General features: G+C 46.9%; 18 protein-coding genes and 1 tRNA gene. 17 read left to right on the top strand and 2 right to left on the bottom strand.

Annotated features, from left to right (window positions below):
- Nucleotides 1-522 precede the first annotated feature (522 nt).
- On the top strand, nucleotides 523-1,329 hold the full coding sequence (locus ACFTRD_RS26725; protein ID WP_379385346.1) for a class I SAM-dependent methyltransferase: 807 nt from the start codon (nucleotides 523-525) through the stop codon (nucleotides 1,327-1,329).
- 365 nt (nucleotides 1,330-1,694) lie between these two features.
- Nucleotides 1,695-5,603, top strand: coding sequence for a S8 family serine peptidase (locus ACFTRD_RS26720; protein ID WP_379385344.1), 3,909 nt, complete (start codon nucleotides 1,695-1,697; stop codon nucleotides 5,601-5,603).
- A gap of 128 nt (nucleotides 5,604-5,731) precedes the next feature.
- On the opposite strand, the gene ACFTRD_RS26715 is transcribed toward ACFTRD_RS26720, so the two are convergent.
- On the bottom strand, nucleotides 5,732-6,964 hold the full coding sequence (locus tag ACFTRD_RS26715) for a CynX/NimT family MFS transporter (protein WP_379385342.1): 1,233 nt from the start codon (nucleotides 6,962-6,964) through the stop codon (nucleotides 5,732-5,734).
- Between the two features lie 420 nt (nucleotides 6,965-7,384).
- A tRNA-Arg gene (locus ACFTRD_RS26710) sits at nucleotides 7,385-7,458 on the bottom strand.
- Nucleotides 7,459-7,783: 325 nt separating this feature from the next.
- Between ACFTRD_RS26710 and ACFTRD_RS26705 the strand changes: the two genes are divergently transcribed.
- The 15 genes from ACFTRD_RS26705 (at nucleotide 7,784) to cobA (ending at nucleotide 26,042) form a co-directional block, all read left to right on the top strand.
- Complete coding sequence (locus tag ACFTRD_RS26705; protein ID WP_379385721.1) at nucleotides 7,784-8,626, top strand: hypothetical protein; 843 nt, start codon at nucleotides 7,784-7,786, stop codon at nucleotides 8,624-8,626.
- A 135-nt stretch (nucleotides 8,627-8,761) separates the two neighbouring features.
- A complete protein-coding gene (tig, locus tag ACFTRD_RS26700) occupies nucleotides 8,762-10,102 on the top strand; it encodes a trigger factor (protein ID WP_379385340.1) in 1,341 nt (446 codons plus the stop codon).
- Nucleotides 10,103-10,480: 378 nt separating this feature from the next.
- On the top strand, nucleotides 10,481-11,071 hold the full coding sequence (gene clpP / locus ACFTRD_RS26695; RefSeq protein ID WP_024633993.1) for an ATP-dependent Clp endopeptidase proteolytic subunit ClpP: 591 nt from the start codon (nucleotides 10,481-10,483) through the stop codon (nucleotides 11,069-11,071).
- A 12-nt stretch (nucleotides 11,072-11,083) separates the two neighbouring features.
- On the top strand, nucleotides 11,084-12,337 hold the full coding sequence (gene clpX, locus ACFTRD_RS26690) for an ATP-dependent protease ATP-binding subunit ClpX (RefSeq protein WP_192270320.1): 1,254 nt from the start codon (nucleotides 11,084-11,086) through the stop codon (nucleotides 12,335-12,337).
- A gap of 122 nt (nucleotides 12,338-12,459) precedes the next feature.
- Nucleotides 12,460-13,557: a flavodoxin-dependent (E)-4-hydroxy-3-methylbut-2-enyl-diphosphate synthase gene (gene ispG, locus ACFTRD_RS26685; RefSeq protein WP_379385337.1), complete on the top strand. Its 1,098-nt coding sequence runs from the start codon at nucleotides 12,460-12,462 to the stop codon at nucleotides 13,555-13,557.
- Between the two features lie 168 nt (nucleotides 13,558-13,725).
- Nucleotides 13,726-15,480: an ATP-dependent protease LonB gene (gene lonB / locus ACFTRD_RS26680; protein WP_379385335.1), complete on the top strand. Its 1,755-nt coding sequence runs from the start codon at nucleotides 13,726-13,728 to the stop codon at nucleotides 15,478-15,480.
- 86 nt (nucleotides 15,481-15,566) lie between these two features.
- A complete protein-coding gene (lon, locus tag ACFTRD_RS26675; RefSeq protein WP_379385333.1) occupies nucleotides 15,567-17,906 on the top strand; it encodes an endopeptidase La in 2,340 nt (779 codons plus the stop codon).
- Nucleotides 17,907-18,063: 157 nt separating this feature from the next.
- Complete coding sequence (gene yihA / locus ACFTRD_RS26670) at nucleotides 18,064-18,708, top strand: ribosome biogenesis GTP-binding protein YihA/YsxC (protein WP_379385331.1); 645 nt, start codon at nucleotides 18,064-18,066, stop codon at nucleotides 18,706-18,708.
- Between the two features lie 269 nt (nucleotides 18,709-18,977).
- A complete protein-coding gene (locus tag ACFTRD_RS26665; RefSeq protein ID WP_379385329.1) occupies nucleotides 18,978-19,568 on the top strand; it encodes a non-ribosomal peptide synthetase module in 591 nt (196 codons plus the stop codon).
- Between the two features lie 319 nt (nucleotides 19,569-19,887).
- Nucleotides 19,888-20,286 (top strand): adenosylmethionine decarboxylase, encoded by a 399-nt coding sequence (gene speD / locus ACFTRD_RS26660; protein WP_192270310.1) that lies wholly within the window; start codon nucleotides 19,888-19,890, stop codon nucleotides 20,284-20,286.
- A 344-nt stretch (nucleotides 20,287-20,630) separates the two neighbouring features.
- Complete coding sequence (gene hemA / locus ACFTRD_RS26655; RefSeq protein WP_379385326.1) at nucleotides 20,631-22,019, top strand: glutamyl-tRNA reductase; 1,389 nt, start codon at nucleotides 20,631-20,633, stop codon at nucleotides 22,017-22,019.
- Between the two features lie 14 nt (nucleotides 22,020-22,033).
- The gene (gene ccsA / locus ACFTRD_RS26650) at nucleotides 22,034-22,861 is read left to right on the top strand and encodes a cytochrome c biogenesis protein CcsA (RefSeq protein WP_379385324.1); all 828 of its coding nucleotides are present in this window, start codon (nucleotides 22,034-22,036) and stop codon (nucleotides 22,859-22,861) included.
- A 4-nt stretch (nucleotides 22,862-22,865) separates the two neighbouring features.
- On the top strand, nucleotides 22,866-23,516 hold the full coding sequence (locus ACFTRD_RS26645; RefSeq protein ID WP_379385322.1) for a precorrin-2 dehydrogenase/sirohydrochlorin ferrochelatase family protein: 651 nt from the start codon (nucleotides 22,866-22,868) through the stop codon (nucleotides 23,514-23,516).
- A 2-nt stretch (nucleotides 23,517-23,518) separates the two neighbouring features.
- A complete protein-coding gene (hemC, locus tag ACFTRD_RS26640) occupies nucleotides 23,519-24,475 on the top strand; it encodes a hydroxymethylbilane synthase (RefSeq protein WP_379385320.1) in 957 nt (318 codons plus the stop codon).
- A 4-nt stretch (nucleotides 24,476-24,479) separates the two neighbouring features.
- Complete coding sequence (cobA, locus tag ACFTRD_RS26635) at nucleotides 24,480-26,042, top strand: uroporphyrinogen-III C-methyltransferase (RefSeq protein WP_379385318.1); 1,563 nt, start codon at nucleotides 24,480-24,482, stop codon at nucleotides 26,040-26,042.
- Nucleotides 26,043-26,126 lie beyond the last annotated feature (84 nt).

Here is a 26,126-nt window from a genome sequence, read left to right as displayed (position 1 = left end):
CGGTAGGACCACTTCGCAGTCTCGACTGTAAGGAGAGCATCCCTCCCGGGACGTAAAACAAGAAGCTTGCATCATTCCCCCGTTTACGGTTTCTACAGACTGATGGGTATTTGATCGGTGATATCATTTTTGGCTGTGAGATGGGATAACCATCCCAGACTATCGTCCCATCGTGAATCAAATCCAAAAAGAACTGTGGGTTTCGGATCTTATCCACCGGGCAGCATTATTGAAGTGGATCGTTTGAATCAAAATGATATTGTCGAATTGGAAGGGACATTTTATGCACCTGAACAATAGAAAAAGATAAATCACAAGGTCTCCACTGGGTGGAGGCCTGTTTTAATGAAGTGAATGATTATTTTTCATGGAAAATAGATGTCGGTTTATAGGTAGAACTTATTAAATAGATAGAATTTATATATTTAAATAATAAACCATGATGTGCCACAATGAGGATATCAATCATGAAAGCGACGGTGGTATCCATGCAATCGATTAATCAATGGCAGGCTGATGAGTATGACAACGACGGTGGTATCCATGCAATCGATTAATCAATGGCAGGCTGATGAGTATGACAACAAATTGGCATTTGTATCTGGTTACGGTAGGAACTTAATCTCGTGGCTTCAACCGGGGAAAGGGGAATACATCCTGGATCTGGGATGCGGGACGGGGGATTTGACGTACGAAATTTCTATGGCGCAGGCTGAGGTGGTTGGCATGGATGCGTCACCGGATATGATTCGTCGTGCAAGAGAGAAGTTTCCCCATATCACATTCATGGAGGGAGATGGACATCAGTTTGAGACAAGCAAGCTGTATGATGCTGTCTTTTCCAATGCAGCCCTGCATTGGATGCGAAGTCCGCGACTTGTTGTCGATAGCATATGGAAATCATTGAAGCCTGGCGGACGTTTTGTTGCGGAGTTTGGTGGCAAAGGTAACGTGCAGATTATTGTTAACGGGTTAGAGGAGGTATTTGAACGACATACTGGGATTCGGGCTTCAGAGCGCAATCCTTGGTACTTCCCAACGATCGGTCAATATAGCCGCGTTCTGGAACAACGAGGGTTCTTGGTACGACGGGCCTACCACTATGACCGTCCTACCAGACTAGCGGATGGCGAACAGGGTATTGAGGGCTGGTTAGCCCATTTTGGAGGGGACTATTTTGAGGGATTGGATCAGGAGAAGATTCAGGAAATCTGTCATGAAACCAGCAAAATCGTTCTGCCAAAACTCTGGGATGAAGATGCGATTTATGCCGATTATAAGCGGCTGCGCATTGAAGCAGTAAAGCCGGAAATTGAAATAATCACATGAAATGCCTTTGTTAAATGAATAAATACGCTCTGTTTAAAAATACATTGATTCATGCATAGGCTGGGAATCTCCTCTCGATAAGAGGCTCCCTGCCTTTTTGCCTATGCCTTAAATAAAAATTGAAATATTTTAACGACAAATAAATACAATTCCACATTTTTCTCTTACCAAAGAACCATATAAGTAATTTTTATATCATAATTGTAATTATTTAGAAGGGAAGTGTGCTATTTTAGTAGAATAATTTACCGAGGGTCAATCGTTTTGCAGATTGGAAGGTGAAGTGGTTACAAGTGTTGCAGCGCTTGTCATAGCAGGGCCCGATTGGTGAGGTACTTTTATATTGTAGAAGGAGGGGAATAGCTTTGAATAAACGTTTGATATCCATATTGTTAAGTGTTCTTATGATCTTCTCCATGATTATGCCAGCGGCTGGAGCTGCTCCTGCAGATGTTCAGCTTGAGGATGTTCTAAGCAAGTCTGAGGCCACGCAATGGAGAGAAATTCTTGATCAGCGGGAAGACAAGCTTGCCGCAGATCCTTTTCTGGACAAGAGTCTGGAAGGTCTTGGCGGAGAGGAAACCAGAGTTATCGTTGAACTCTCCAATAAGCCGGTTGCTGTTGCACAAGGTGAATCTACCCTCGAAGGAAAATCATTTACCTCCTCTATGGAAACAAATGCTGTGACTCAAATAGAGCAACAACAACAGTCATTTGTACATAGCCTCACTCAGAAAAAAATCAAACATGAAGTATTGGAAAATTATGCATATGCCCTGAATGGTGTAGCTATTGAGCTCAAAGGAAACCAATTGGGACAATTGCTTCGTATACCGGGTGTTGTTAGCGTATATCCTGACATTGAGATTACGTTATCTCCGGAAACAGATGAAGTGGATCCATATATGAAAGATACAGCGCCTTTTATTGGTGCACCGGAAGTATGGGATCTGGGGTATAAAGGACAAGGCATTAAAGTAGGCGTCATTGATACAGGGATCGACTATGAACATCCTAATCTGCAAGACGCTTATAAGGGTGGATGGGATTTCGTTGGAAATGACAATGATCCTTATGAAACAACACGTGAAGAGTGGAAGGGATCGGGCGAACCTGAATTTAATGAAAAAGGAAGTGCTTATTACACCTCTCACGGTACTCACGTAGCGGGTACCATTGCTGCTCGTGAAGCTGGAGATTATGGCATTGTTGGGATTGCACCTGAAGCCGATATTTATGCATATCGTGTGCTTGGACCTTATGGAAGTGGGCAAACTTCATGGGTGCTGGGTGGAATTGACCGTTCCGTTGCCGATGGCATGGATGTAATCAATCTCTCGCTGGGTAACTCCGCAAATGATCCAAGTTATATCACTTCCGTTGCACTTAATAATGCCATGCTGTCTGGCGTGACTGCAGTTGTGGCAAGTGGTAATGATGGTCCGAATCGTTATACTTTGGGTTCCCCGGGAGCATCGGCTATGGCAATCACTGTAGGCAACTCGACAGGGCCTAGCCAGATCATTACGGCTAATACGCATTTCTGGATTGGTGAGGAAGGTAAAGGTACACTTCCTGAAGAACAGCCGGTACCTGAGGCAGAGCAATCACCTGAACTGGGGTCAGCACCGGGGACGGATAGTCCTAAAGTGTCGGATCAGGGTGAGCCAGTGCCGACACCAGATGCAGAGGGTGACGTTTCAGAAGAGGATACTCAACCAACCTCACCTTCTGCACCTGTCGCAGCTTCTCCGGAAGTTGAGCCTGTAGAAGAAAAGCCAGCGGCTGCTCCAACTGAAACAGAGCAAAACCCGCTGGCTGTGACAGAGTCTGTCTATCGCCTTGATATCATGGGCTGGAGTCTTTCAGCAGACCCGGAATCTGTTTTAACGGATTCATATGAACTTGTTTTTGCCGGACTCGGCAAACCAACTGATTTTGAAGGCAAGGATTTTACAGGTAAAGTGGCTTTGGTACAGCGTGGTGAACTGGCATTTGTGGAGAAAGTAGCCAATGCCAAAGCAGCTGGTGCAGTTGCCATTATTGTATATAACAATATCCCGGGACCGATCGGTGTGAGTTTGGGAGATAATTTTGAGTTAATTCCTACTTTGAGCATGTCGAAGGAGGATGGGGAAGTCATCAAGGCTGAACTGGATGCAGGACAACCGGTTAAAGTGAGCTTTAGTGACTTTGAGCGTGGTCAAACGCCGGGAGATGAAATGAGTACGACCAGTTCCCGTGGACCAGCCAAGGTGACCCTTGATATTAAACCGGATGTGGTCGCGCCTGGTGCCAGCATTCTGTCTACCATTCCTGCATACGGCAAGGATGAGCCTGGAGCAGATTATTCACAAGCTTATGATCGGAAATCAGGTACAAGTATGGCGACACCACATGTTGCCGGACTGGTTGCCCTGTTGATTGAGAAACATAGTGACTGGACACCTTTTGATATTAAGGTGGCACTTATGAACAATGGTAAAGTGCTCGACACGACGAAATATGATGTGTTTGATCAAGGCGCAGGACGTATTCAGGCGGTGAAAACGATTGATCCTGCTGCATTTGTTAAAGTATTGGATGTAACGAAATACACAGAGAATGGCGTAGTTGTTGAGAAGCCTAATGTCACAGGAAGTGTCAATTTCGGTAATTTCCTGAGCACGGACGAAAAAACCGTCACCAAAACGATTAAAGTGGAGTCGCTGAATGGCAGTGGTGGAGACTACACTGTAAATGTAAACCCAACACGCACGGTGCCTGGCGTTTCTGTAGCGGTGGACAAAAGTTCCTTCACATTGAATGGTGAGGAAGAGTTGCAGGTGACCATCACTGTTCCAAAAGGTGTGACTGCAGTAACAGAAGCACAAGGATATCTTCAATTGTCCAATGGAACGAATACATTTACGGTTCCTTATGTTGCGCATTTCAATATTACGCTGGCAGGAGTTAAATACATTGAGACTGTAAAAGGTACAGAGAAGAATCCGTTCCATTATCCATTGAAGTCTGATGGTACGCTGGATACACTCAATGTTGCCATGGAATTTTATAATCCAATGAATTTCGCTCTGATTGAGATTTTTGATGGTCTTAACCCGGAAGGGGGACACTATCATGACGGATACATCGGTTACATTTTTGGTAGCAACTATAACTTCGCTGCCAATACAAGATATAATCTGGCATGGGATGGCGAATATGCGGATTACACAACAGACGAAGTGACTGAAATTCCGGATGGTTTATACACGGTTGACATCACGACGATCGGTGTGGATGGCAAAACCTACAAGGAAGACACCTCCCCATTCCTGGTGAAAAAGATAGCTCCGGCTGTAACCGCTCCAGAAAAGCTGGAGTTCAAACAGGATGAAACTGCTGTCATTAACGGTAGCGTGGACGACTTGTACTTCCGTGTCGCTCCTGCTCTCCGAGAGGGCTGGAACATCGAGTTTGACCCGTCTGCTGCCTTGGAAGCAACGTATGTCGTGAAAAAAGAGAATGGTTCAATTTATAAGGACGGTGTTTTTGAAGTAAAACAAGATGGTAGCTTCAGTCTTCCTTTGGAAGGAATTGAAGCAGGGGAATACATCGTTGAATTTACGGTAACAGACCAGCAGGGACTTTCGGGTAAGGCCAGCACGGCACTACATTTGGAATCCAAAGAGACCGAACCGGAAACCCCGGCTGTCCGAGCGCCTGGAACGCCTGCATTGTCTCACAATAACGGACAAGTTAACGGCTTGCTTGAGGGCTCGTATACCGTCACTATGAACATGTGGTGGGGCGAGAACGGCACGAGCTATAAGCTTTATGAGGATGGAGTTCTGATCGATACACAGAAGTTGACCTACAATGCTCCTTGGGCGCAATTTGCTCGGACGAAAATCACGGGCAAAGCCAACGGCACATATACGTACGTAGCCGAGTTAACCAACGACAAGGGGACAACGCGGAGTCAGACGTTGACGGTTCGGGTGACCAACGCATCGCCGGGTAAAGCTGTTCTCTCTCACGATAACTGGGATGGTGACGGCAATTATAAGGTTACCATGAATTTATGGTGGGGAACCAATGCCACGGAGTATCGCCTCTATGAAAATGATCAGTTGATCGACACCCAGGCACTCAGTGCAGCTACGCCTTTTGCGCAAAGCGCTGTGAGTAAGCTGTCGGGACGCACATCAGGAACGTACAAGTATCGGGCGGAATTAATCAACGCTTCCGGAGTTACCAGCACAGACACCATCACGGTTAAGGTGAAGTGAATCCTGCGGCACTAATTTATTGAAGGAATGGTTCTTCGCATAAACGGCCTCCATCTCGATTTCGCGGGATGGAGGCCGTTTGGTTTTATATTTTGCTGCATATATGGAATGGATATCCATTTTTTAATCTAACCGATTACTCTATTCTTGCTGGCCTTGATCCCTGCGATCAGTAAAACAATGGCAAGGATAACCTGGACCAGCAAAGGAAGGGTCCATCCTTTTGTCCAGTCATGAAGCACCCCGAACAGCAAAGGTCCGACTGCCGCCAACATATATCCGAATGACTGAGCCATTCCTGATAGGCTTGCAGCTTGTCTGGCATCGGCTGTACGCAGTACAAAAAACATGGTTACAAGTCCGAATGAAGCCCCGGCTCCCACGCCGGCCAAAGCAACACCGACGGTTATGAGGGAGGGGATACCGCTTAAAAGGAATGCATATCCCAGAATCAGACAAGAGCATGTGATTGCTGTCAACCCACGTTGATCTTTCATGCGTCCTGCCATAATGGGAACGATGAACGTTACCGGAACACTAACCATTTGCATCAGGGATAGCATCCAACCCGCCGAAGAGGAACTGAAACCCTGATCAGATAAAATCTCGGGCAGCCAGGTAATCGTGGTGTAAAAAATTAAAGATTGCAGTCCCATGAACAGTGTGACAGACCAGGCTAAGGAAGAAGAGCGCAGACGAACCGGCTTCGCTTCCGTTCTCGAAGCCACGTAAACTTCACCACGACGTCCTGTACGGACGTGAGGCAGCCAGAGAATCAGTGCCAGAATGGACAGTACGGCCCACATACCCAGTGATGCGTGCCATCCCATGGAGGTCAAGCCTGCCGCGGGGACACTTATTCCTGAGGCGATGGCACCCCAGATATTCATGGATACGGAGTAGAGGCCGGTAATGAGTCCTACTCGCAATGGGAAATCCCGCTTGATCAGACTGGGCAGCAATACGTTGCTTAGGGCAATGCCACATCCGAGAATCGCTGTTCCTGCGAAGAGAATGGGAACAGAGGGCATGAACCGGAGGGTTACGCCTATGGTTACAAGAATTATGGCCGTTAACAAAGCCGTTTCTAATCCGAATCTTCGCGCCAGTTGTGGGGCAAACGGAGAAATTGCCGCAAAGGCAAGCAGAGGAAGAGAGGTAAGTAACCCTGCCATCGTATGACTTATTCCTGTATCTGCACGGATCAGTTCCACGATAGGACCTGTTGCCGTAATGGGTGAGCGCATGGTCGCTGCGATAACGATAATGCCTGCCAGCAAGAGTCCAAGTTTCATGGAGGCTGACGATGAATTATCGACTGCAGCACGGTCAGGTGAGTTTTGATGTAAAGATGAGGGCATGGTAAATCTCCTATGGGTTATTTGTCTAATATGTATACATTGATACATACATATACACCAATAAGCATAACATCTCGTGTCAACAACAGACAACGAACGGAGCAGATTATCCCCGGAACGCAAAAAGCTCCCCGAAGGAAGCTTTTTTTAATACGTCCCAGAAGGGATACTCTCCTTACGGGTCGAGACTGCGAAGTAGCGCTAACGAAGCGGATGCTCCGACGAACCATTGGGGTTCACATCCCCAGGACACAAAAAAAGCTCCCCTAAGGAAGCTTTTTTTAATACGTCCCAGAAGGGATACTCTCCTTACAGTCGAGACTGCGAAGTAGTGCTAACGAAGCGGATGCTCCGACGAACCATTGGGGTTCACATCCCCGGAACGCAAAAAAAGCTCCCCGGAGGAAGCTTTTTTTAATACGTCCCAGAAGGGATTCGAACCCCCGACCGACGGCTTAGAAGGCCGTTGCTCTATCCAGCTGAGCTACTGAGACACGAAATTTTTCAAGCAAAAATTATTTTATCATAAATAATCATGAATATCAACCGTTTTATTTTAAATTATTTTTCGTATATTATATTTGGCGGCAGTAACGTTTTTTTCATTATAATTAAGGTTATGTTAGAATATCAGAAGAACTCAAAAAATAGATCGATTTTCGTTTAATATACATCTATTTATGGTTGATTGCGACTGGAGATTCTGGATACAGAGGAGGTGCTCCCATTAAGGAATCCACGACCCCGGAAACCGAGCACAGCAACAATATCGTGCTGTTTCCTAAGACGCTGGACTATTACCAGATTCAATTGACGGTTATGCTAGAAAACGAACGATACGGTGAAGCGATGGACCTGCTTCGCTTTTTACTGCAATGCCAAGGGCAGGAAGAGCGGCATTACGACGAATGGCGAGCGTTGCTCGAATGGCTTCAAGCGGCTTTCCCTCATTACGGGGAAGATCCACCGATGGTCCATGAAGAGCGCGAGGAAGAGGAAATCAGTGAAGAGGACATGGCACGTCAACATGCCCGGTCCAAACTGGAGCAGGATGATGGTTATGCTGATAAACTGCTTCGAACTGTGATGGAAGAGCCGTTATCCGAACAAACGATGCTGGCTTTGGAGCAGCTTGCCTATCTCGATCGGCCGGAGATTGATGATTCGCTGACTGGTTGGCTCAAAGACAAGACATTGCATCCCTTGCTTCAGTTTCGTGTGCTGCAGACATTGCGCCGTCGTGGAGTTCAGGGTGTTATTGCATTTACTCGTGGGGAAGAGCCGGTTGAAGTGGAGATAGATACCGTTCCTCTTAGACCTGAAGATTTCCCGCTCCAGATTGTTCAGATTCTTGAACGGGTAGCGGATCAGACGGAGGTTCATGAACCTACGCTCTTTTATTTTGCCCAGGAATTGTGGATACAATATGTCATGGCGGTGTACGGAACCCGTGATTATATGTCCATGCTGGAAGAAAATGATTCCATGACAGATATATGGGCAGCTGCTCTACATATGACCGTTGCAGACAGTCTGGGAGGTTCACATGACGAGGAAGATACTCGCTCAATGTACGCTGTGACAGGGGCGATGCGCTTTCGTCTGGAGCAGGCATATCGATCGATGAAGCAGTTTGTTTCAGCCGGTTTGGACGGTCAATAGGAGTCGGAAACGTTTTCCTCAAACCGTATCAAGGGATTCCCCTTGAAAAAGAATCTAATCTTGTTTATACTAAAATGGTTATTTTGTACGTGATTGCCTACGTGAACATGTGAATTTTGGAGGGGAAAGTATACAATGAAAGCAACTTGGGAAAAGATAGAGAAGAACCTAGGGGTTCTTGAGGTTGAAGTGGGTGCAGATCGTGTAACTGCAGCACTCGACAAAGCTTTTAATAAAGTGGTTAAACAAGCAAACGTACCTGGATTCCGTAAAGGTAAAGTTCCACGTCCAATTTTCGAGGCTCGTTTTGGTGTGGAAAGCTTGTATCAAGAAGCCATCGACATTTTGCTTCCTGAAGCTTATACAGAAGCCATCGACCAAACGGATATTTTCCCGGTTGATCGTCCTGATGTAGATATCGAACAATTCGCTAAAGGACAAGTATTCAAGTTCAAAGCGAAAGTAACCGTTAAACCTGAAGTTACACTGGGTGACTACAAAGGCGTTGAAGTTGCTGTAGCCAAACATGAAGTAACGGATGCAGAAGTGACTGAAGAGCTCGAGCGTCTTCAACAGCGTCACGCTGAACTCGTTGTTATCGACGAAGGTTCTGCACAAAACGGTGATGTTGCTGTAATCGACTTTGACGGTTCCGTTGATGGTGTACCGTTTGAAGGCGGACAAGCTGAGCGTTATTCCCTGGAACTTGGCTCCAACACGTTCATCCCGGGATTTGAAGAGCAGGTTGTGGGTCTGTCCACAGGTGACTTCAAAGACGTTGAAGTAACTTTCCCAGAGAGCTATCATGCAGCTGAACTGGCTGGCAAACAAGCGGTATTCAAAGTGAAAGTACATGAAATCAAACGTAAACAGCTCCCTGAACTGGATGACGAGTTTGCAAAAGATGTCAGCGAATTCGATACGCTTGAAGAGTACAAAGCTGATCTGAAAACACAATTGGAATCCCGTAAAGCAGACGAAGCCAAAGCAGCTCAAGAAAATGCTGTTGTAGAAAAAGTGGCTGAAAATGCTGAAGTGGACATTCCTGCTGCAATGGTTGACAGCGAAGTACAAAACATGATGCGTGATTTCGACAACCGTCTGCGTAACCAAGGGATGAACCTGGAAATGTTCCTGAGCTTCTCCGGTCAAACACAAGCTGACCTTAGAGCGCAAATGCAGGAAGATGCTTCCAAGCGTGTTCGCAACAACCTGGTTCTTGAAGCAGTTGGTAAAGCGGAGAACATCGAAGTGTCTGACGAAGAAGTGAATCAAGAGCTCGAAAAAATGGCTGAGTCTTACAAGCGTCCTGCTGAGGAGATTCGTGGCATTCTCGAAGGTAATGGTTCCCTGGACAGCCTTCGTGATGAAGTGAAACTGCGTAAAACGATTGACGTTCTCGTTGAAAACAGCAAAGTTGTTGAAGCTGTTGAAGCTCCAGCTGAAGAAGTTGCTGCAGAAGCTGACGAAAAATAAGACAAGCTGTTACGTAATGAACAGCTGAATAAACGATAAGGCACGTGAATCATTGCGTGCCTTATTTTTAAATTATGGCATCCATTTTATAGATGATTCAGTGATAATATGGGTGTAAGTCGTTGCGATATTTGGTTATGCATATTTAACATCCCATGGTTCCACTTTAAATAAAAAAAAGGTGAAACGGCATAGGAATGCTCCAATTTGCACATACATAGAAAACATGGTTAAATATGATCAGGCTAAAAAGTAAACTCACTTCGTCTTGACACTACTTGTGAAAAATGACATTGTCATAGGAACGTGTTAGAATGAATTTGGGTTTGCTTTACAGGTAGCCTATGTCTAATTACATGTAGAAAAGAGGTTGGTCTCATGAGTCTGGTGCCAATGGTTGTTGAACAAACCAATCGAGGCGAGCGGTCTTACGATATATATTCGCGTTTGCTGAAGGATCGCATTATTTTTTTAACCAGTGCGATTGATGACGATGTAGCCAATCTTGTCATAGCGCAGCTTTTGTTTTTGGCAGCCGACGATCCAGAGAAGGATATCAGCTTGTACATTAATTCACCTGGTGGTTCTGTCACCGCAGGGATGGGTATATACGATACGATGCAATATATCAAGCCGGATGTATCGACCATTTGCGTAGGTATGGCAGCAAGCATGGGCTCGTTATTGCTGACAGCCGGTGCTCCTGGCAAACGATACGCGCTGACGAACAGTGAAGTGATGATTCATCAGCCGCTTGGCGGCGTTCAGGGACAGGCTGCGGATATCAAAATTCACGCAGAATGGATTATTAAAACACGTCAGAAACTGAATCAAATATACGTCGATCGTACAGGTCAACCCCTTGAGAAAATCGAGCGGGACACAGACCGTGACTTTTTCATGAGTGCTGAAGAAGCCAAAACGTACGGCATTATTGACCAGGTGCTCAGCAGACCGATCAATTCCTAAAGGGGTGGTTTCATGTTTAAATTTAACGATGAGAAAGGGCAATTGAAATGCTCTTTTTGCGGTAAATCTCAGGAACAGGTGCGTAAGCTGGTCGCTGGACCAGGCGTTTACATTTGTGATGAATGTATCGAACTTTGCACCGAAATCGTTGAGGAAGAGCTCGGTCATGACGAAGAACTGGACCTTAAAGATATTCCAAAACCGAAAGAAATTCGTGACATTCTTGACCAATACGTTATTGGACAGGATCAGGCGAAGAAGTCTTTGTCAGTTGCGGTTTACAATCACTATAAGCGCATCAACACACAAAGCAAGATTGAGGACGTTGAATTGCAAAAAAGTAACATTTTGCTATTAGGACCTACGGGTTCTGGTAAAACGTTGCTGGCGCAAACGATGGCCAAAATCCTTAATGTTCCTTTTGCTATTGCTGATGCAACTTCATTGACTGAAGCAGGTTATGTCGGCGAGGATGTAGAGAACATTCTGCTGAAGCTGATTCAAGCTGCTGATTATGATGTGGAAAAAGCAGAACGCGGCATTATTTATATCGATGAAATTGATAAAGTAGCGCGTAAATCCGAGAACCCATCCATTACACGTGATGTATCGGGTGAAGGTGTTCAACAGGCGCTCTTGAAAATTCTGGAAGGAACTGTAGCTTCCGTACCACCACAAGGTGGCCGTAAGCATCCACATCAGGAATTCATCCAGATTGATACCACCAACATCCTGTTCATTTGCGGCGGTGCCTTTGATGGCCTGGAACAAATGATCAAACGCCGGATCGGTAAAAAAGTGATCGGCTTTAACACTGTTACGGAGCAAAAAGATCTGAAACCGGGCGAATATTTGGGTATGGTGTTGCCGGAAGACTTGTTGAAATTCGGTCTGATTCCGGAGTTCGTAGGTCGTCTGCCAGTCATCTCCACGTTGGAGCCGCTGGACGAAGATACATTGGTACGGATTCTGTCCGAGCCAAAAAATGCGCTGACCAAACAATATCAAAAATTGCTGGAGCTGGATAATGTGAATCTGGTGTTCGAACCAGCCGCATTGCTTGCGATTGCGAAGGAAGCCATTAAACGTAACACGGGTGCACGTGGACTGCGTGCCATTATCGAAGGCATTATGCTTGAGATTATGTACGAAGTGCCTTCCCGTGATGATGTTACGAACTGTGTCATTACAGAAGAAGTCGTTGAGAAGAGAGTCGTGCCTGAACTGAGCCAATCGAAGGACGACAAGCAGGAAGAAAGTGCCTAATTCAAGGTGAATATTCCGTTTCAACACTGAAATATAGACTTGTCAGTTCTCCACTCCTGGCAGAAGGCGAATCATGTCTCTGTCAGGGTGGAGCTTTGACGTTGTGGGGAGAGAAATCACTCATGTTTTTAAGACAAGATACACGTCCCGTAAAAGTGGGGAACTTAACGATTGGTGGCAGCAACGAGGTCATCATCCAGAGCATGTGTACAACGAAAACGGCAGACGTTGAGGCAACCGTGGCAGAGATATTGCGGTTGGAAGAAGCAGGCTGCCAGTTGGTGCGTGTAACGGTAAACAATGAGGAAGCCGCCGCAGCCATTAAGGAAATCAAGAAGCGGATCCATATTCCGCTTGTAGCGGATATCCATTTTAATTATAAACTGGCTCTTCTTGCGATTGAGAACGGCATCGATAAAGTACGGATTAATCCAGGCAATATCGGTAAACGTGCCAAAGTAGAAGAAGTCGTCAAAGCTTGTAAAGAGAAAGGTATTCCGATTCGGATCGGGGTAAACGCAGGTTCTCTGGAAAACCATTTGCTCGAAAAATATGGTTATCCAACAGCTGATGCTATGGTAGAAAGTGCACTTTATCACATTGGTATCCTGGAAGAATTGGATTTCCATGATATTATTGTGTCTCTCAAAGCCTCGGATGTACCGATGGCGATTGCGGCTTATTCCAAAGCGGCTGAGATTATCAAGTATCCGTTGCATCTGGGAATTACCGAAGCGGGCACGTTGTTCTCGGGTACAATCAAAAGTTCTGCGGGTATGGGTGCCTTGTTATCCATGGGCATTGGTTCGACGATGCGGATATCGCTTAGTGCGGATCCGGTTGAAGAAATCAAGGTTGCTCGTGATCTGCTCAAAACCTTTGGGCTGATTTCCAATGCAGCTACGCTGATTTCCTGCCCGACCTGTGGCCGTTTGGATATCGATCTGTTCTCCATTGCTAATGAGGTGGAAGAGTATATTTCCAAGCTCAAGGTGCCGATCAAAGTATCGGTGTTAGGTTGCGCTGTTAACGGTCCCGGCGAAGCAAAAGAAGCGGATATCGGTATTGCCGGTGCACGCGGAGAAGGCTTGTTATTCCGTCATGGTAAAATGATCCGTAAAGTGCCGGAAGAAATCATGGTTGAGGAATTGAAAAAAGAGATCGACAAAATCGTGGAGTCCTATGAAACGACAGGGGTTATTCCAGGTCGCTCGCACTGATTCGTTTATATATGTTCCTGCAACAGCCCGTCAGCAATGACGGGCTGTTTTGCATTCTCTGACATACAAATTGCCGTACACCCGTTTACGTCTCGGTGAAAAGGCTATACTACCAAGTATTAGCATGATCTCTTATGAGATAGGGACAGAACAGGAGGATGTGGAGACATGGAATTTGGTATGGTCATAATGATGATTCAGTTATTTTTTGGTGTAGTGATTGGTTTGTATTTCTGGAATTTGCTTCGTGGCCAGAAAACAAATCGCAGTGCCGTTGAGCGGGAATCCCGCAAGGAGCTGGAGAAACTGCGGAAGTTGCGCTCCATCTCACTCACCAAACCCTTGGCCGAGAAGACACGTCCAGCAACGATTAATGACATTGTGGGGCAAAAGGACGGACTCCGGGCCCTTAAAGCTGCGCTATGCAGTGCTAATCCACAGCATGTCATTATATATGGCCCCCCAGGAGTGGGGAAAACAGCTGCTGCAAGGGTGGTTTTGGAAGAAGCTAAAAAGAATCCATCCTCTCCCTTCAAGCCCGATGCCAAATTTACGGAACTTGACGCCACAACGGCCCGTTTTGATGAACGGGGGATTGCTGACCCTTTGATTGGTTCAGTTCATGATCCAATCTATCAGGGAGCAGGAGCGATGGGTGTAGCAGGCATTCCTCAACCGAAACCTGGTGCTGTTACGAAGGCACACGGAGGTATGCTTTTTATTGATGAGATTGGTGAATTGCATTCCATCCAGATGAATAAGCTGCTTAAAGTGTTGGAGGATCGCAAGGTGTTTTTGGAGAGTGCGTACTATAACTCGGAAGACACGCATACTCCTGCTTATATCCACGATATTTTTCAAAATGGTCTGCCAGCCGATTTTCGCCTTGTCGGAGCGACGACACGTTCGCCCCATGAACTGCCTCCAGCTTTGCGGTCGCGGTGCATGGAGGTCTATTTCCGTCCATTGTTGCCTGAAGAGATCGGGCGAATAGCGGAAGATGCCGTGCAGAAAATCGGATTCAGTCCATGCCCGGAGGCTGTCGATGTGGTCAAGCGATATGCAACCAATGGGCGTGAAGCGGTGAACATTATTCAGCTCGCTGCAGGGCTGGCCTTGACCGAAAAAAGGGAAACACTGCAGGCGTCCGATGTGGAGTGGGTGGCTGGCAGCAGCCAGATTCAGCCTCGGCCAGATCGCAAGGTGCCTCAGCGGCCACAAATTGGTTTTGTCAATGGCTTGGCTGTATATGGACCGAATATGGGTACCATTTTGGAGATTGAAGTATCTGCTGTTCCGGCTCTTCGGGATCAGGGCCGAATCAACATTACGGGCGTTGTGGATGAAGAAGAGATTGGAGGCGGTTCGCGCACACTCCGGCGAAAAAGCATGGCTAAAGGCTCGGTTGAAAATGTGTTAACCGTATTAAAAGCCATGGGTATTCGTCCTAACGACTACGATTTACACGTTAATTTCCCGGGTGGAACGCCAATTGATGGTCCGTCTGCCGGGATTGCCATGGCCACTGCCATTACATCAGCCATCCAGGGACGTCCTATTGATCATGAGACAGCGATGACGGGTGAGATTAGTATTCATGGCCGGGTGAAGCCGATCGGCGGTGTACTGGCCAAAGTAGAGGCTGCATTCCAGGCAGGGGCAAAGACGGTCATTATTCCGGCAGAGAATTGGCAGTCCATCTTTGATAATCTGGATGGCTTACGAGTTATCCCGGTGGATACTGTTGAGGACGTGTTCCGAGAAGTATTTGACTGGGTACCTGAACAGGAGCAAGCGAAACAAATGGACCTTGCCGAAGAGTCAGCGCCACCTTCACCGGAAATTTTTCCACCTGCATCCGCTTCTTATTTGCGTGCTGACTTGCCGCGTCCAGGACAGGTAACAGATTCGGGAAGCTGCTAAGCGCTTCCCTTCATTGGTTTTTTATGTGAACATTTGATAGAATAATGAATGACTACAACCTGAGAGCCATTGGAGGTGCGAAAGCGATGGGACCGAGCAAAGCGAAAGGTCGTCGTTTTCCTTTACTGCCTTTAAGAGGACTTCTCGTCTACCCGAGTATGGTACTGCATCTCGATGTGGGCCGGGAGAAATCGGTCAAGGCTTTAGAAAAAGCGATGGTAGAAGAACATTTGATTCTCCTATGTTCCCAAGCCGAGGTAAATATTGAAGAACCAACACAAGAGGACATTTTCAGAATCGGAACCGTAGCCAAGGTCAGACAGATGCTGAAGCTTCCAAACGGAACGATTCGTGTACTTGTGGAAGGCTTGGAACGGGCTGAAATTATTGAATATACGGACAACGAAGAGTATTACGAAGTGCTGGCACAAGAGCTTCCAGAAGAGGAGAACAGCCGTCCCGAAACGGATGCGCTAATGCGTACCGTTTTGAATCAGTTCGAAAATTATATTAATTTGTCCAAAAAGGTTACACCTGAGACACTTGCGGCTGTGTCTGATATCGAAGAACCAGGTCGATTGGCCGATGTTATCACAAGTCACCTGTCTCTGAAGATCAAGGACAAACAGGAGATTTTGGAGACGATCGATGTACGGGAACGGCTGGAGAAGCTGCTGGACATCCTGAACAATGAGCGGGAAGTACTGGAGCTTGAACGCAAAATCAGCCAGCGCGTGAAGAAACAAATGGAGAAAACCCAGAAAGAATACTATCTGCGCGAGCAGATGAAGGCGATTCAGAAAGAACTGGGCGAGAAAGAGGGCCGTGCAGGCGAGGTTGAGGAACTCCGAAATCAGATGGAGGCTCTTGGCCTGCCGGACAAGGTGAAGGAAAAGGTTGAAAAGGAAATTGATCGTCTGGAGAAAATGCCATCGAGTTCTGCTGAAGGCGGGGTAATCCGCAACTATGTGGATTGGCTGCTGGGACTGCCTTGGACGCAGATGACAGCCGACGATCTGGATATTCAGAAGGCAGAAGATGTGCTCAACGCAGATCATTACGGTTTGGAAAAACCGAAAGAGCGTGTGCTTGAATATCTGGCTGTTCAAAAGCTGGTGAAAAAGCTTAAAGGGCCGATTCTCTGTCTTGTTGGACCTCCAGGGGTCGGCAAAACGTCACTGGCGCGCTCCATTGCCAGATCGCTTGGCCGCGAGTTTGTCAGAATATCGCTTGGCGGCGTGCGGGATGAAGCGGAAATTCGTGGACATCGTCGTACCTATGTGGGCGCAATGCCAGGCCGTATCATTCAGGGCATGAAGACGGCGGGTTCACTTAATCCGGTTTTCCTGCTGGACGAGATTGACAAAATGGCCTCAGACTTTCGTGGGGATCCTTCCGCAGCGCTGCTTGAGGTACTTGATCCCGAGCAGAACAACACTTTCAGTGACCACTTTGTGGAGTTACCGTTTGACCTATCCAACGTTATGTTTATAACAACCGCCAACACGGTGCATAACATTCCGCGTCCGCTTCTGGACCGGATGGAGATGCTCAACATTCCGGGGTATACCGAACTGGAGAAGCTGCAAATCGCCAAGAATTATTTGCTGCCGAAGCAGAAACAGGACCATGGTCTGAAAGAAGATCAGCTGCATATCGGGGATGACAGCTTGTTGCGTGTCATTCGTGAATATACACGGGAGTCCGGGGTGCGGAATCTGGAACAGCAGATGGCTTCGTTATGCCGAAAAGCGGCCAAAAACATCGTATCTGGTGTAGAAGGTCAAATTAATATCACATCGGATGAAGTGAAGGATTACCTTGGTCCAGGTAAATTCCGCTACGGTATGGCCGAACTGGAAGATCAGATTGGTACGGTGACGGGACTGGCGTGGACTGAAGTGGGTGGAGATACCCTCGTGATAGAGGTTACCGTTGTGCCTGGTACAGGCAAGCTGACGCTGACTGGTAAACTGGGCGATGTTATGAAGGAATCGGCTCAGGCGGCATTCAGCTACACCCGCTCCAAAGCTGCACAATTGGGAATTCCGTCTGACTTCCATGAAAAGAACGATATCCATATTCACGTTCCGGAAGGGGCTATTCCGAAGGATGGACCATCTGCCGGGATTACAATGGCGACAGCGTTGATCTCTGCTCTGACGAACAAACATGTATCCAAAGATATTGCCATGACAGGCGAAATAACGCTACGTGGCCGTGTGTTACCAATCGGCGGACTGAAGGAAAAATCACTGGCAGCTCACCGGGCCGGTTACAAAAAAATACTATTGCCCAAGGATAACGAGCGGGACCTGCGGGATATTCCGGACAGCATCAAGGAAGATGTGGAATTTGTCCCCGTGGCCCATATGGATCAGGTGCTGCAACATGCACTTGTGGAACAGGCAGGATTACAGCTGTAGCCCGTTAAACGAGGGATCGTATGAAGAGTAAACCGTTCTGCGGAAGCTTTGGCGTCCGTTGGAACGGTTTTTTTGGTATGATAGAACAATCCATGGCATAATACGAACATCAGCTTTTAATTAAGAGCATACGCGTTCAAGAGAGGACAGATACAATATGAAAGTAAATCAATCCGAATTTATTATCAGCGCCGTTCGGCCTGAACAATACCCCGAGGACGGCCTGCCCGAGATTGCCTTGGCGGGAAGATCAAATGTGGGGAAATCATCTTTGATTAACCGTTTGATTAATCGCAAAAATCTGGCACGGACGAGCTCTACCCCTGGTAAGACACAGCAATTGAACTATTACAAGATCAATCAGGATCTCTATTTTGTGGATTTCCCTGGATATGGTTATGCCAAAGTGTCGAAACAGCAGCGTTTTGCCTGGGGCAAAATGATGGAGAAATATTTGCTGGAACGGAAAGAACTGAAGTTGGTCATGCAAATGGTGGATATGAGACATGAGCCATCCAAGGATGACATGATGATGAACGACTGGCTTCGCCATCATGGTCTGCCTCTCGTTGTGGTAGCGACAAAGATGGACAAGATTCCAAAAACGCGTAGAGCCAAACATATCAAAGTGATCAAGGAAGCTTTGGATCTTCGTCCTGGCGATCTGTTTGTACCTTTTTCATCCGAAGAGGGGTTGGGTAAAGAAGAATTATGGGAGATCATTACCCGCCACGCCGGGATCGGTGAAGCTTCTGTGGAAGAAGACGCACAGGCTGACGAAAGCCACGAAATTAACGGATAAGCGAGAGATTGCGGCGTTTTAATGCAGGAAAGTGAGCAACCTAGGTGTATCTTTAATGAGATCCAAGATTAATCCGTAATTTTCTGGATTTTCGTAAGAAATCCTGTTTTGGTTTGGAGCGAAATAGTGAGGCGACAGTGTATAATGAATATAAGTGCATTTGTGCCAACAGTAACCAAAATACCGGCCTTGCCGGCCTGAAGAATTTTGAGATCACTGCCACAGGTACAGGAAGGCAAGACAATCGGGAAAGAATTGAGGAGATTTGTATGGCTCAGCGGTTAGCCACAGAGTACGTTAAAGCCACTTTTAAATTGTCGGAACCCCAGATGCATCAGTTTTTGCACATGACAGAAGACGGCCGGATTCATCATCGAGTAAAGGTGCTGGAGAATGGTTGCCAGGAGATCGTGCTAGAGGATGTGAGTGGAGAGGAAGTTCATTTCCCTTTTGACCGCCTTGAAGGGTTTTATATCTGTGAGTTATCTTGCCGCCTGGTAAACCCTCATCTGACCAACGTAGTCCGGAAGCTCTTTATGGCCTTTAAGGGTGACGGCGTTGTTCATCGAATTTACGAAGAGTTCACTATGACGTATGTTTATGCTCATGGCACTGTCCGTAAAATTGTGGAGCAGACCGGGGAGAATGTCCGTGTCATTTACGAATACAAAAATACGCTGCTTGAATTGCAGCATCTGTTCCAGGCTCGGGATGTTGAGCGCGAGATTAATCGGATATACGCCGAGATTGACTCACTCCTAGATACAAGAAATCATGCTTCTACTTCTGAACAACTCCATCAGATTGATGAGCAAATCGCTCTCCGCCGACAACGGATGTTTGAGCTTGAGGCTTATTGATCTAAGGGTGAACGTCATACCCGATATATGCAAGTAAACATCCCCTGAAGCTCTGACCCATGGCACTTGCCTGGTTCCAGCAAAAGGGGATTTTTTGGTCTTTGCAAGTTTAAATCTTTTATTTTTTTACTTCCGGAAAAGGGTTGCATTCCATTTGAATAGATGTTATTTTTAATCTCGTTGAAAAGAATATAGGAACCAGGATTCACTCAGGACATTATATGTTGCGAGAGATTATTACCTCGGGAAGTGAATGACGTAGGTCCTAGCGGATGAAATTTTTTCAAACATTTTATTCCTAGGAAGGGGGAGCCGAAGGATGGAATATTCAACTTTCGGAAGACACGTTGCTGTTGATGCCTGGGGTGTCGACTTTGATCTACTGAACAGTGCGGAGTATTTGCAAGCTCAACTGGTTGAAGCAGCGGAGGCATGTGGCGCGACAGTGATGTCCGTACAATCCAAGCAGTTTGAGCCACAAGGAGCGACAGTGCTTGTACTGCTGTCTGAGAGCCATCTCTCGATTCACACGTACCCTGAAAGAGGTTTTGCAGCGATTGATTGCTACACTTGCGGGGAGACGGTAGACCCACAACTGGCCATTGACTACCTGGTATCCGTATTAAAACCTGAGAAAACGTACGCAAAGAAACTGGTACGTGGATTGGGCGAATTTCAAGTTGAAACACCAGAAATGAAACAAATCGAGTGGATCTAATGTTGAATAACAACGCATGAATAACGTTCACATATTGGGATGGAACATCTAACTAACATCCCCACCCTTGATAGTCATGGAAATTCCATGGCTATTTGTTTTATAACAAGTTTCAGAAAATCTTCATCATTAAAGAAGGATTAACGAATAACGGTGAAGATTGGTGAGACACTACAATAAATAACAATGCATAAGATGATCTACATGGGGATTTCATAAACATTTCATAAAAATGGCCCAGTCACCGTATGGATGTGTGATATAATTAACCATGTCAATCATAAATGGATGAACATATGTAGAAAACACTTTGATTGGAAATTTATTAGGCAGGTGAACTTGCAATGCACATCGTTGTCGTTGGTTTGAATTATCGCACGGCGCCTGTAGAGGTTAGGGAACGATTCACATTTGCAGAAAAGGACTTGTCTGAAGCGCTGCAGCAGCTCAAGCTGACCAAGAGTGTATTGGAAGGTGTAATCGTAGCCACATGTAACCGTACCGAGTTGTATGTTGTGGTAGACCGTCTTCACATGTGTGGTTATTTTATTCGGACATTCATGGAACAATGGTTTGATGTTCCGCGGGAAGAATTTACGCAACACTTATATATATATGAAGATGATCAGGCTATGCGCCATTTGTTCCGTGTTATTTGTGGACTGGACTCCATGGTCATTGGTGAGACTCAGATTCTTGGGCAGGTGAAACAGGCTTTTTTCAAAGCTCAGGAAGAGAAGGCCACCGGAACATGGTTTAACAAGCTGTTTAAACAAGCAGTTACATTGGGTAAACGGGCACATTCGGAAACCTCGATTGGGGAAAGTGCGGTTTCTGTAAGTTATGCTGCCGTTGAACTGGGCAAACGGATTTTTGGCATGTTCACAGACAAGAAGGTGTTGATCCTTGGGGCCGGCAAAATGAGTGAACTTACCGTGAAGCATCTCTATGCCAATGGGGCATCCGAAGTGATCGTAGCGAATCGGACACTTGCGCGGGCCGAGGAACTGGCAGCCAAGTTCCGTGGAACTCCTTGTACGATGGAACAGGCCTTGGATCGGTTAAATGAAGTTGATATTGTGATCAGTTCCACAGGGGCTGAGCGTTATATACTGGATGCGACCGTTGTCCGGGATAGTATGAAGCGCCGCCAATCGCGCCCGCTGTTCCTGATTGATATTGCCGTTCCGCGGGATATTGATCCGGCGATTGGTGAGTTATCCAATGTATTTCTCTATGATATTGATGATCTGGAAGGAATCGTGGAGAGCAACCTGGAGATGCGCAAGGTGGAAGCTGCCAAGATTGAGAGAATGATTGAACTCGAGATGGAAGACTATTATCAATGGCTCAAAACACTGGGTGTTCGTCCTGTGATTCGTGCCTTGCAGGAGAAAGGTGCTTCCATCCATGAAGAGACGATGGATAGTCTGTTCAACAAGTTGCCTGAACTGGATGAACATCAACGGAAAGTCATTCGTCGCTTGACCAAGAGTATCGTGAATCAAATGACGACAGATCCGATTAACCGGATCAAGGAAATGGCAGGAACCAAGCACGGTGATGAAGCGCTGCGCATGTTTACTCAGATTTTTGCCCTGGAGAATGCAGTAGAGGGGGCCGCTGAGAAAGTGAACCAGAGCGATGCTACGGCATTGCGCAAACCAGCCGCCGTTCATCTTAACGATACCCGGCAAGATCCCGTGCCGGCTTATGCTCCGGCAGGCGTATAAGGTGGGTGGGCAGCTTGACCCTTGCTGAACAAGTCTATGAAGCTCTAATTTATATGTATGCCCTGAGCCTACTGTTCTATTTCTCGGACTGCATTCGACGCAATGTGGGGGCGAAGCGGACAGGCACAGGGTTTCTTGTTGTTGTTTGGGGTCTGCAGGTGACGCATGTCATTCTGCGTATGTGGATCGAAGGCCACTTTCCATTCTATACAACTTTTGATTTTTTGTTTCTATTTTCATTCAGCATTGTACTGATGTCTCTTGTAATGACACGTGTCCAGCGTTCTGAATTTGTTATCTTGCTGCTGAATGTTGTGGGGTTCTCCGTAACCGTTTTGAACCGATTGTGGTTCACGGCAGGAGAGATTTCATTACACAATTGGCAGACCGTGCATGGACTGCTCATTATGCATATCACATTGGCCAATCTTGGATTTGCAGCGTTAACCGTTGCTGCAGTGTTTGCCATGTTATATCTGTTCCTGCACCGCAAGCTGAAGCATAAAAAGTGGAATGATACCGTCCGTCGTTTGCCGAGTTTGGAAGTAATTGGTAAATACATGGATACGGCCACATTGATTGGTACGCCTCTCCTTGGTGTTTCGGTCATGCTCGCGGTGTTGTCTATAGTGGCCGAAACACGCTGGAGTCTGCTGTTGGATCTCAAAGTTATAGCAACAGGGCTTGCCATAGCTATTTATGTGGGGTACTTCGTCTTCAAAAGAAGGAAGCAATTCTCTACAGTCATTATGGCAAGATGGACGCTGATCGGTTATGGCTTTGTCATTATTAGTTTTTTATCCAATGCATATTCAGCGTTTCATCGTTGGACGGGAGTGTGAAAGGGTGGAACGATACACGCCGATATTTGTAGATTTATCGAGGAAGTCATGCTGTGTAATTGGAGGTGGGCGTGTTGCTGAACGTAAAATAAAAGGTTTGCTCCATGCGGAGGCACAGATCACGGTGATCAGCCCGGAAATTACGTCAACATTACAACAATTGCATCAGGATTCCCGAATTCAATGGATAGCCCGGTCCTACCGCAATGGAGATTTGCGGGGGGCCTTTCTCGTATATGCAGCAACGGATCATAGTGAAGTGAACTTATCCGTTGTACGTGAAGCTGAAGAAGCGGGTATACTGGTCAATGACGCCATGTCGGCCGAGAACAGTACCTTTATTACACCAAGTGTGGTGAGACGAGGCAGGCTGAGTATCGCGATATCGACTGCTGGAGCAGGCCCTGTAGCTGCAGCAGAGATTCGTGCCACGCTGGAACAGCAATTTGGAGAGGAATACGAGACATATATTGATTTTTTGTATCAGATGAGGATGGAAGTGAAGGCACGTGTATCTTCTCCGAGTCTGCGGGGAAAATTGCTCCGTCGTTTAACCGAGATGGATGTGCTGGAACATATTCGTACAGGTCAGTTTCAGTATTGGACCGAAGAACAAATTGGGGACTGGATATCCCATAATCAGGAGGACGTGTAGATATGCGGACAATTAAAGTGGGAAGCAGACAAAGCGCACTTGCTTTGACTCAGACTGGTCATGTCATTCAGGACTTACGTGATATTTGTGAGCGAGAAGGATTAGCATTTGACTTTGAAGTACATAAAATCGTTACAAAAGGAGATTTGATTCTTGACGTAACACTGTCCAAAGTCGGAGGCAAGGGACTGTTTGTTAAAGAGATCGAACAGGCAATGATGGATCACGCGATCGACATGGCCGTTCATAGTATGAAGGATATGCCTTCAGAGTTGCCTGAAGGATTGACGAATGGAGCTGTTCCGCGTCGTGCAGACCCACGGGATGCCTTGATTTCCAATGGAGGACTTACGCTCGATCAACTGCCTGAAGGTGCAAAAGTCGGGACAAGCAGCTTGCGCCGTTCCAGTCAATTGAAGGCATGCCGCCCGGATTTGCAACTTGAATCTCTTCGCGGCAATATTGATTCCCGTTTACGGAAGCTGGAGACAGAAGGTTTGGATGCCATTATTTTGGCTGCGGCTGGTTTGTATCGAATGGGATGGCAGGATCGGATTACGGAATATCTGTCAGAGGAGGCTTGTCTTCCCGCAGTAGGTCAGGGGGCGCTGGGCATTGAGTGCCGTGAAGATGATGTTGAGCTGCTTCACCTGTTACAGTTGTACAATGACCCGGAAACGGCATTACCTGTGTTGGCTGAACGACGCTTCCTTAGCGTATTGAATGGAGGCTGTCAGGTTCCGATTGGAGCTCATGCCGTATGGGTGCCACAGCAAGATGCAGATTCCCCGAATGGACAAAACGCGTTACAATTAACAGGTATGGTGGGTACACCGGACGGTGGGCTGATTCTTAAAGAAACTATGACAGGCAAAGATCCGGTTCGTCTTGGTGAAGAAGTGGCTTGGAGATTGATTGAACGGGGAGCAGAGCAGATACTGGCAGAAGTTAGGGGATGAAGAGATGGTGGGAAAGGTCTTTTTGGTAGGTGCTGGTCCAGGGGATGCCAAGCTGATTACGGTTAAGGGCTGGGAAACGATCGGTAAAGCGGATGCTGTCGTGTACGATCGGCTGGCAAGTCCAAGATTGCTTAAACAAATGAAGCCCGGCGCGGTGAAGATATATGTAGGTAAACGGCCGGATCGACACACGATGAAGCAGGAAGAGATCAACCAGTTACTGGTGGACCTTGCTCTTGAAGGCAAAGTTGTGGTCCGGCTTAAAGGGGGAGACCCGACGATATTTGGACGCGTAGGTGAAGAGGCTGATTTGCTCCGCAAAAACGGTGTTCCTTATGAAATCGTACCTGGGGTAACCGCAGCCATAAGTGTACCTGCTTACGCCGGAATACCCGTGACCCACCGCGACTATGCTTCATCCATCTCCATTATTACGGGGCATGAAAGTCCGGACAAGCTTGATCGCAGTATCCACTGGGATAAAGTGACAAATGCAACGGGCACACTTGTGTTCATGATGGGTGTCGCCAAAATTGGTTATATTAGTGAGCAATTAATCCGTCATGGACGTCCGTCGCAAACACCGGTGGCATTGGTCCGCTGGGGAACCAGAGCAGAGCAGGACACGATCACAGGCACACTTGAGGATATCGAAGCAAAAGTCATCGCTGCGAACTTTCAACCGCCAGCTGTCATTGTTGTCGGTGATGTTGTAAACCAACGGGAACAATTGAAATGGGCGGAAGCACTGCCGCTGTTTGGCAAACGAATTCTGGTGACCCGGGCACGCAGTCAGGCTAGTGAATTGGTGAACCGGATTGAAGAACTGGGCGGCGAACCTTACGAGTTCCCGGTGATTGAGACCGTGATGCCATCAGGGGAGTTGGCACAAGAAAGTGTCAAACAAGCCTTTGGTGCGTTAAATACATTTGACTGGGTATTTTTCACGAGTGTAAACGGGGTGGAATTTTTCTTTCGTCATTTGCAGGAACAGGGCAAGGATGTCCGCTCCATGCATCAAGCTAGAGTTGCTGCGGTGGGACCTTCCACCGGGGAAGCTCTCCGTAAATATGGCATTGTTGCTGAGGTCATCCAGGGACCATTTCAGGCAGAAGGCATGCTTGAAGCGTTCGAAAGTGAACTGAAGGAAGGCCAGAGGGTTCTGTTACCGCATGGAGACCTCGCGCGCTCCTGGCTGCCTGAACAGTTGAGGGAACGGGGACTGCAGGTCACCGAGGCGATTATCTATGACACCATTCTGGCTGGTGAGGATGATGATGAACTGTTGAAACTGCTTGAAGAGGGCGGCATTCACGCGGTGACCTTCACGAGTTCATCCACCGTCACCAATTTCATGAACATTCTTAAACGAATGGGATTGCAGGACCCTTTGCCTTTATTGAAAAATGTAGAGGTTGCTTGTATCGGACCCGTTACAGCGAAGACAGCTGAGGCAGCCGGGTTGAACGTCACTTTGATGGCTGAAGAAGCTACCATTGAGAGCCTGATCTCTGTTTTGTGTGAGTGGAAACGGAAGCCGGCTACAGAAGCTGCATTTCCTCATTGATGCTATAAATTGAACCGCAATCGATAGATGAAGCGTGCTGATTTCGTTACGATACCGGCGCGCTTCGCTTTTTGCCCACCAAAT

The organism is Paenibacillus sp. NPDC056933 (assembly GCF_042674385.1).
Classification (GTDB): Bacteria; Bacillota; Bacilli; order Paenibacillales; family Paenibacillaceae; genus Paenibacillus.
The sequence above is the reverse complement of the archived record's forward strand: the minus strand, read 5'-3'. Positions and strand labels throughout refer to the sequence as shown.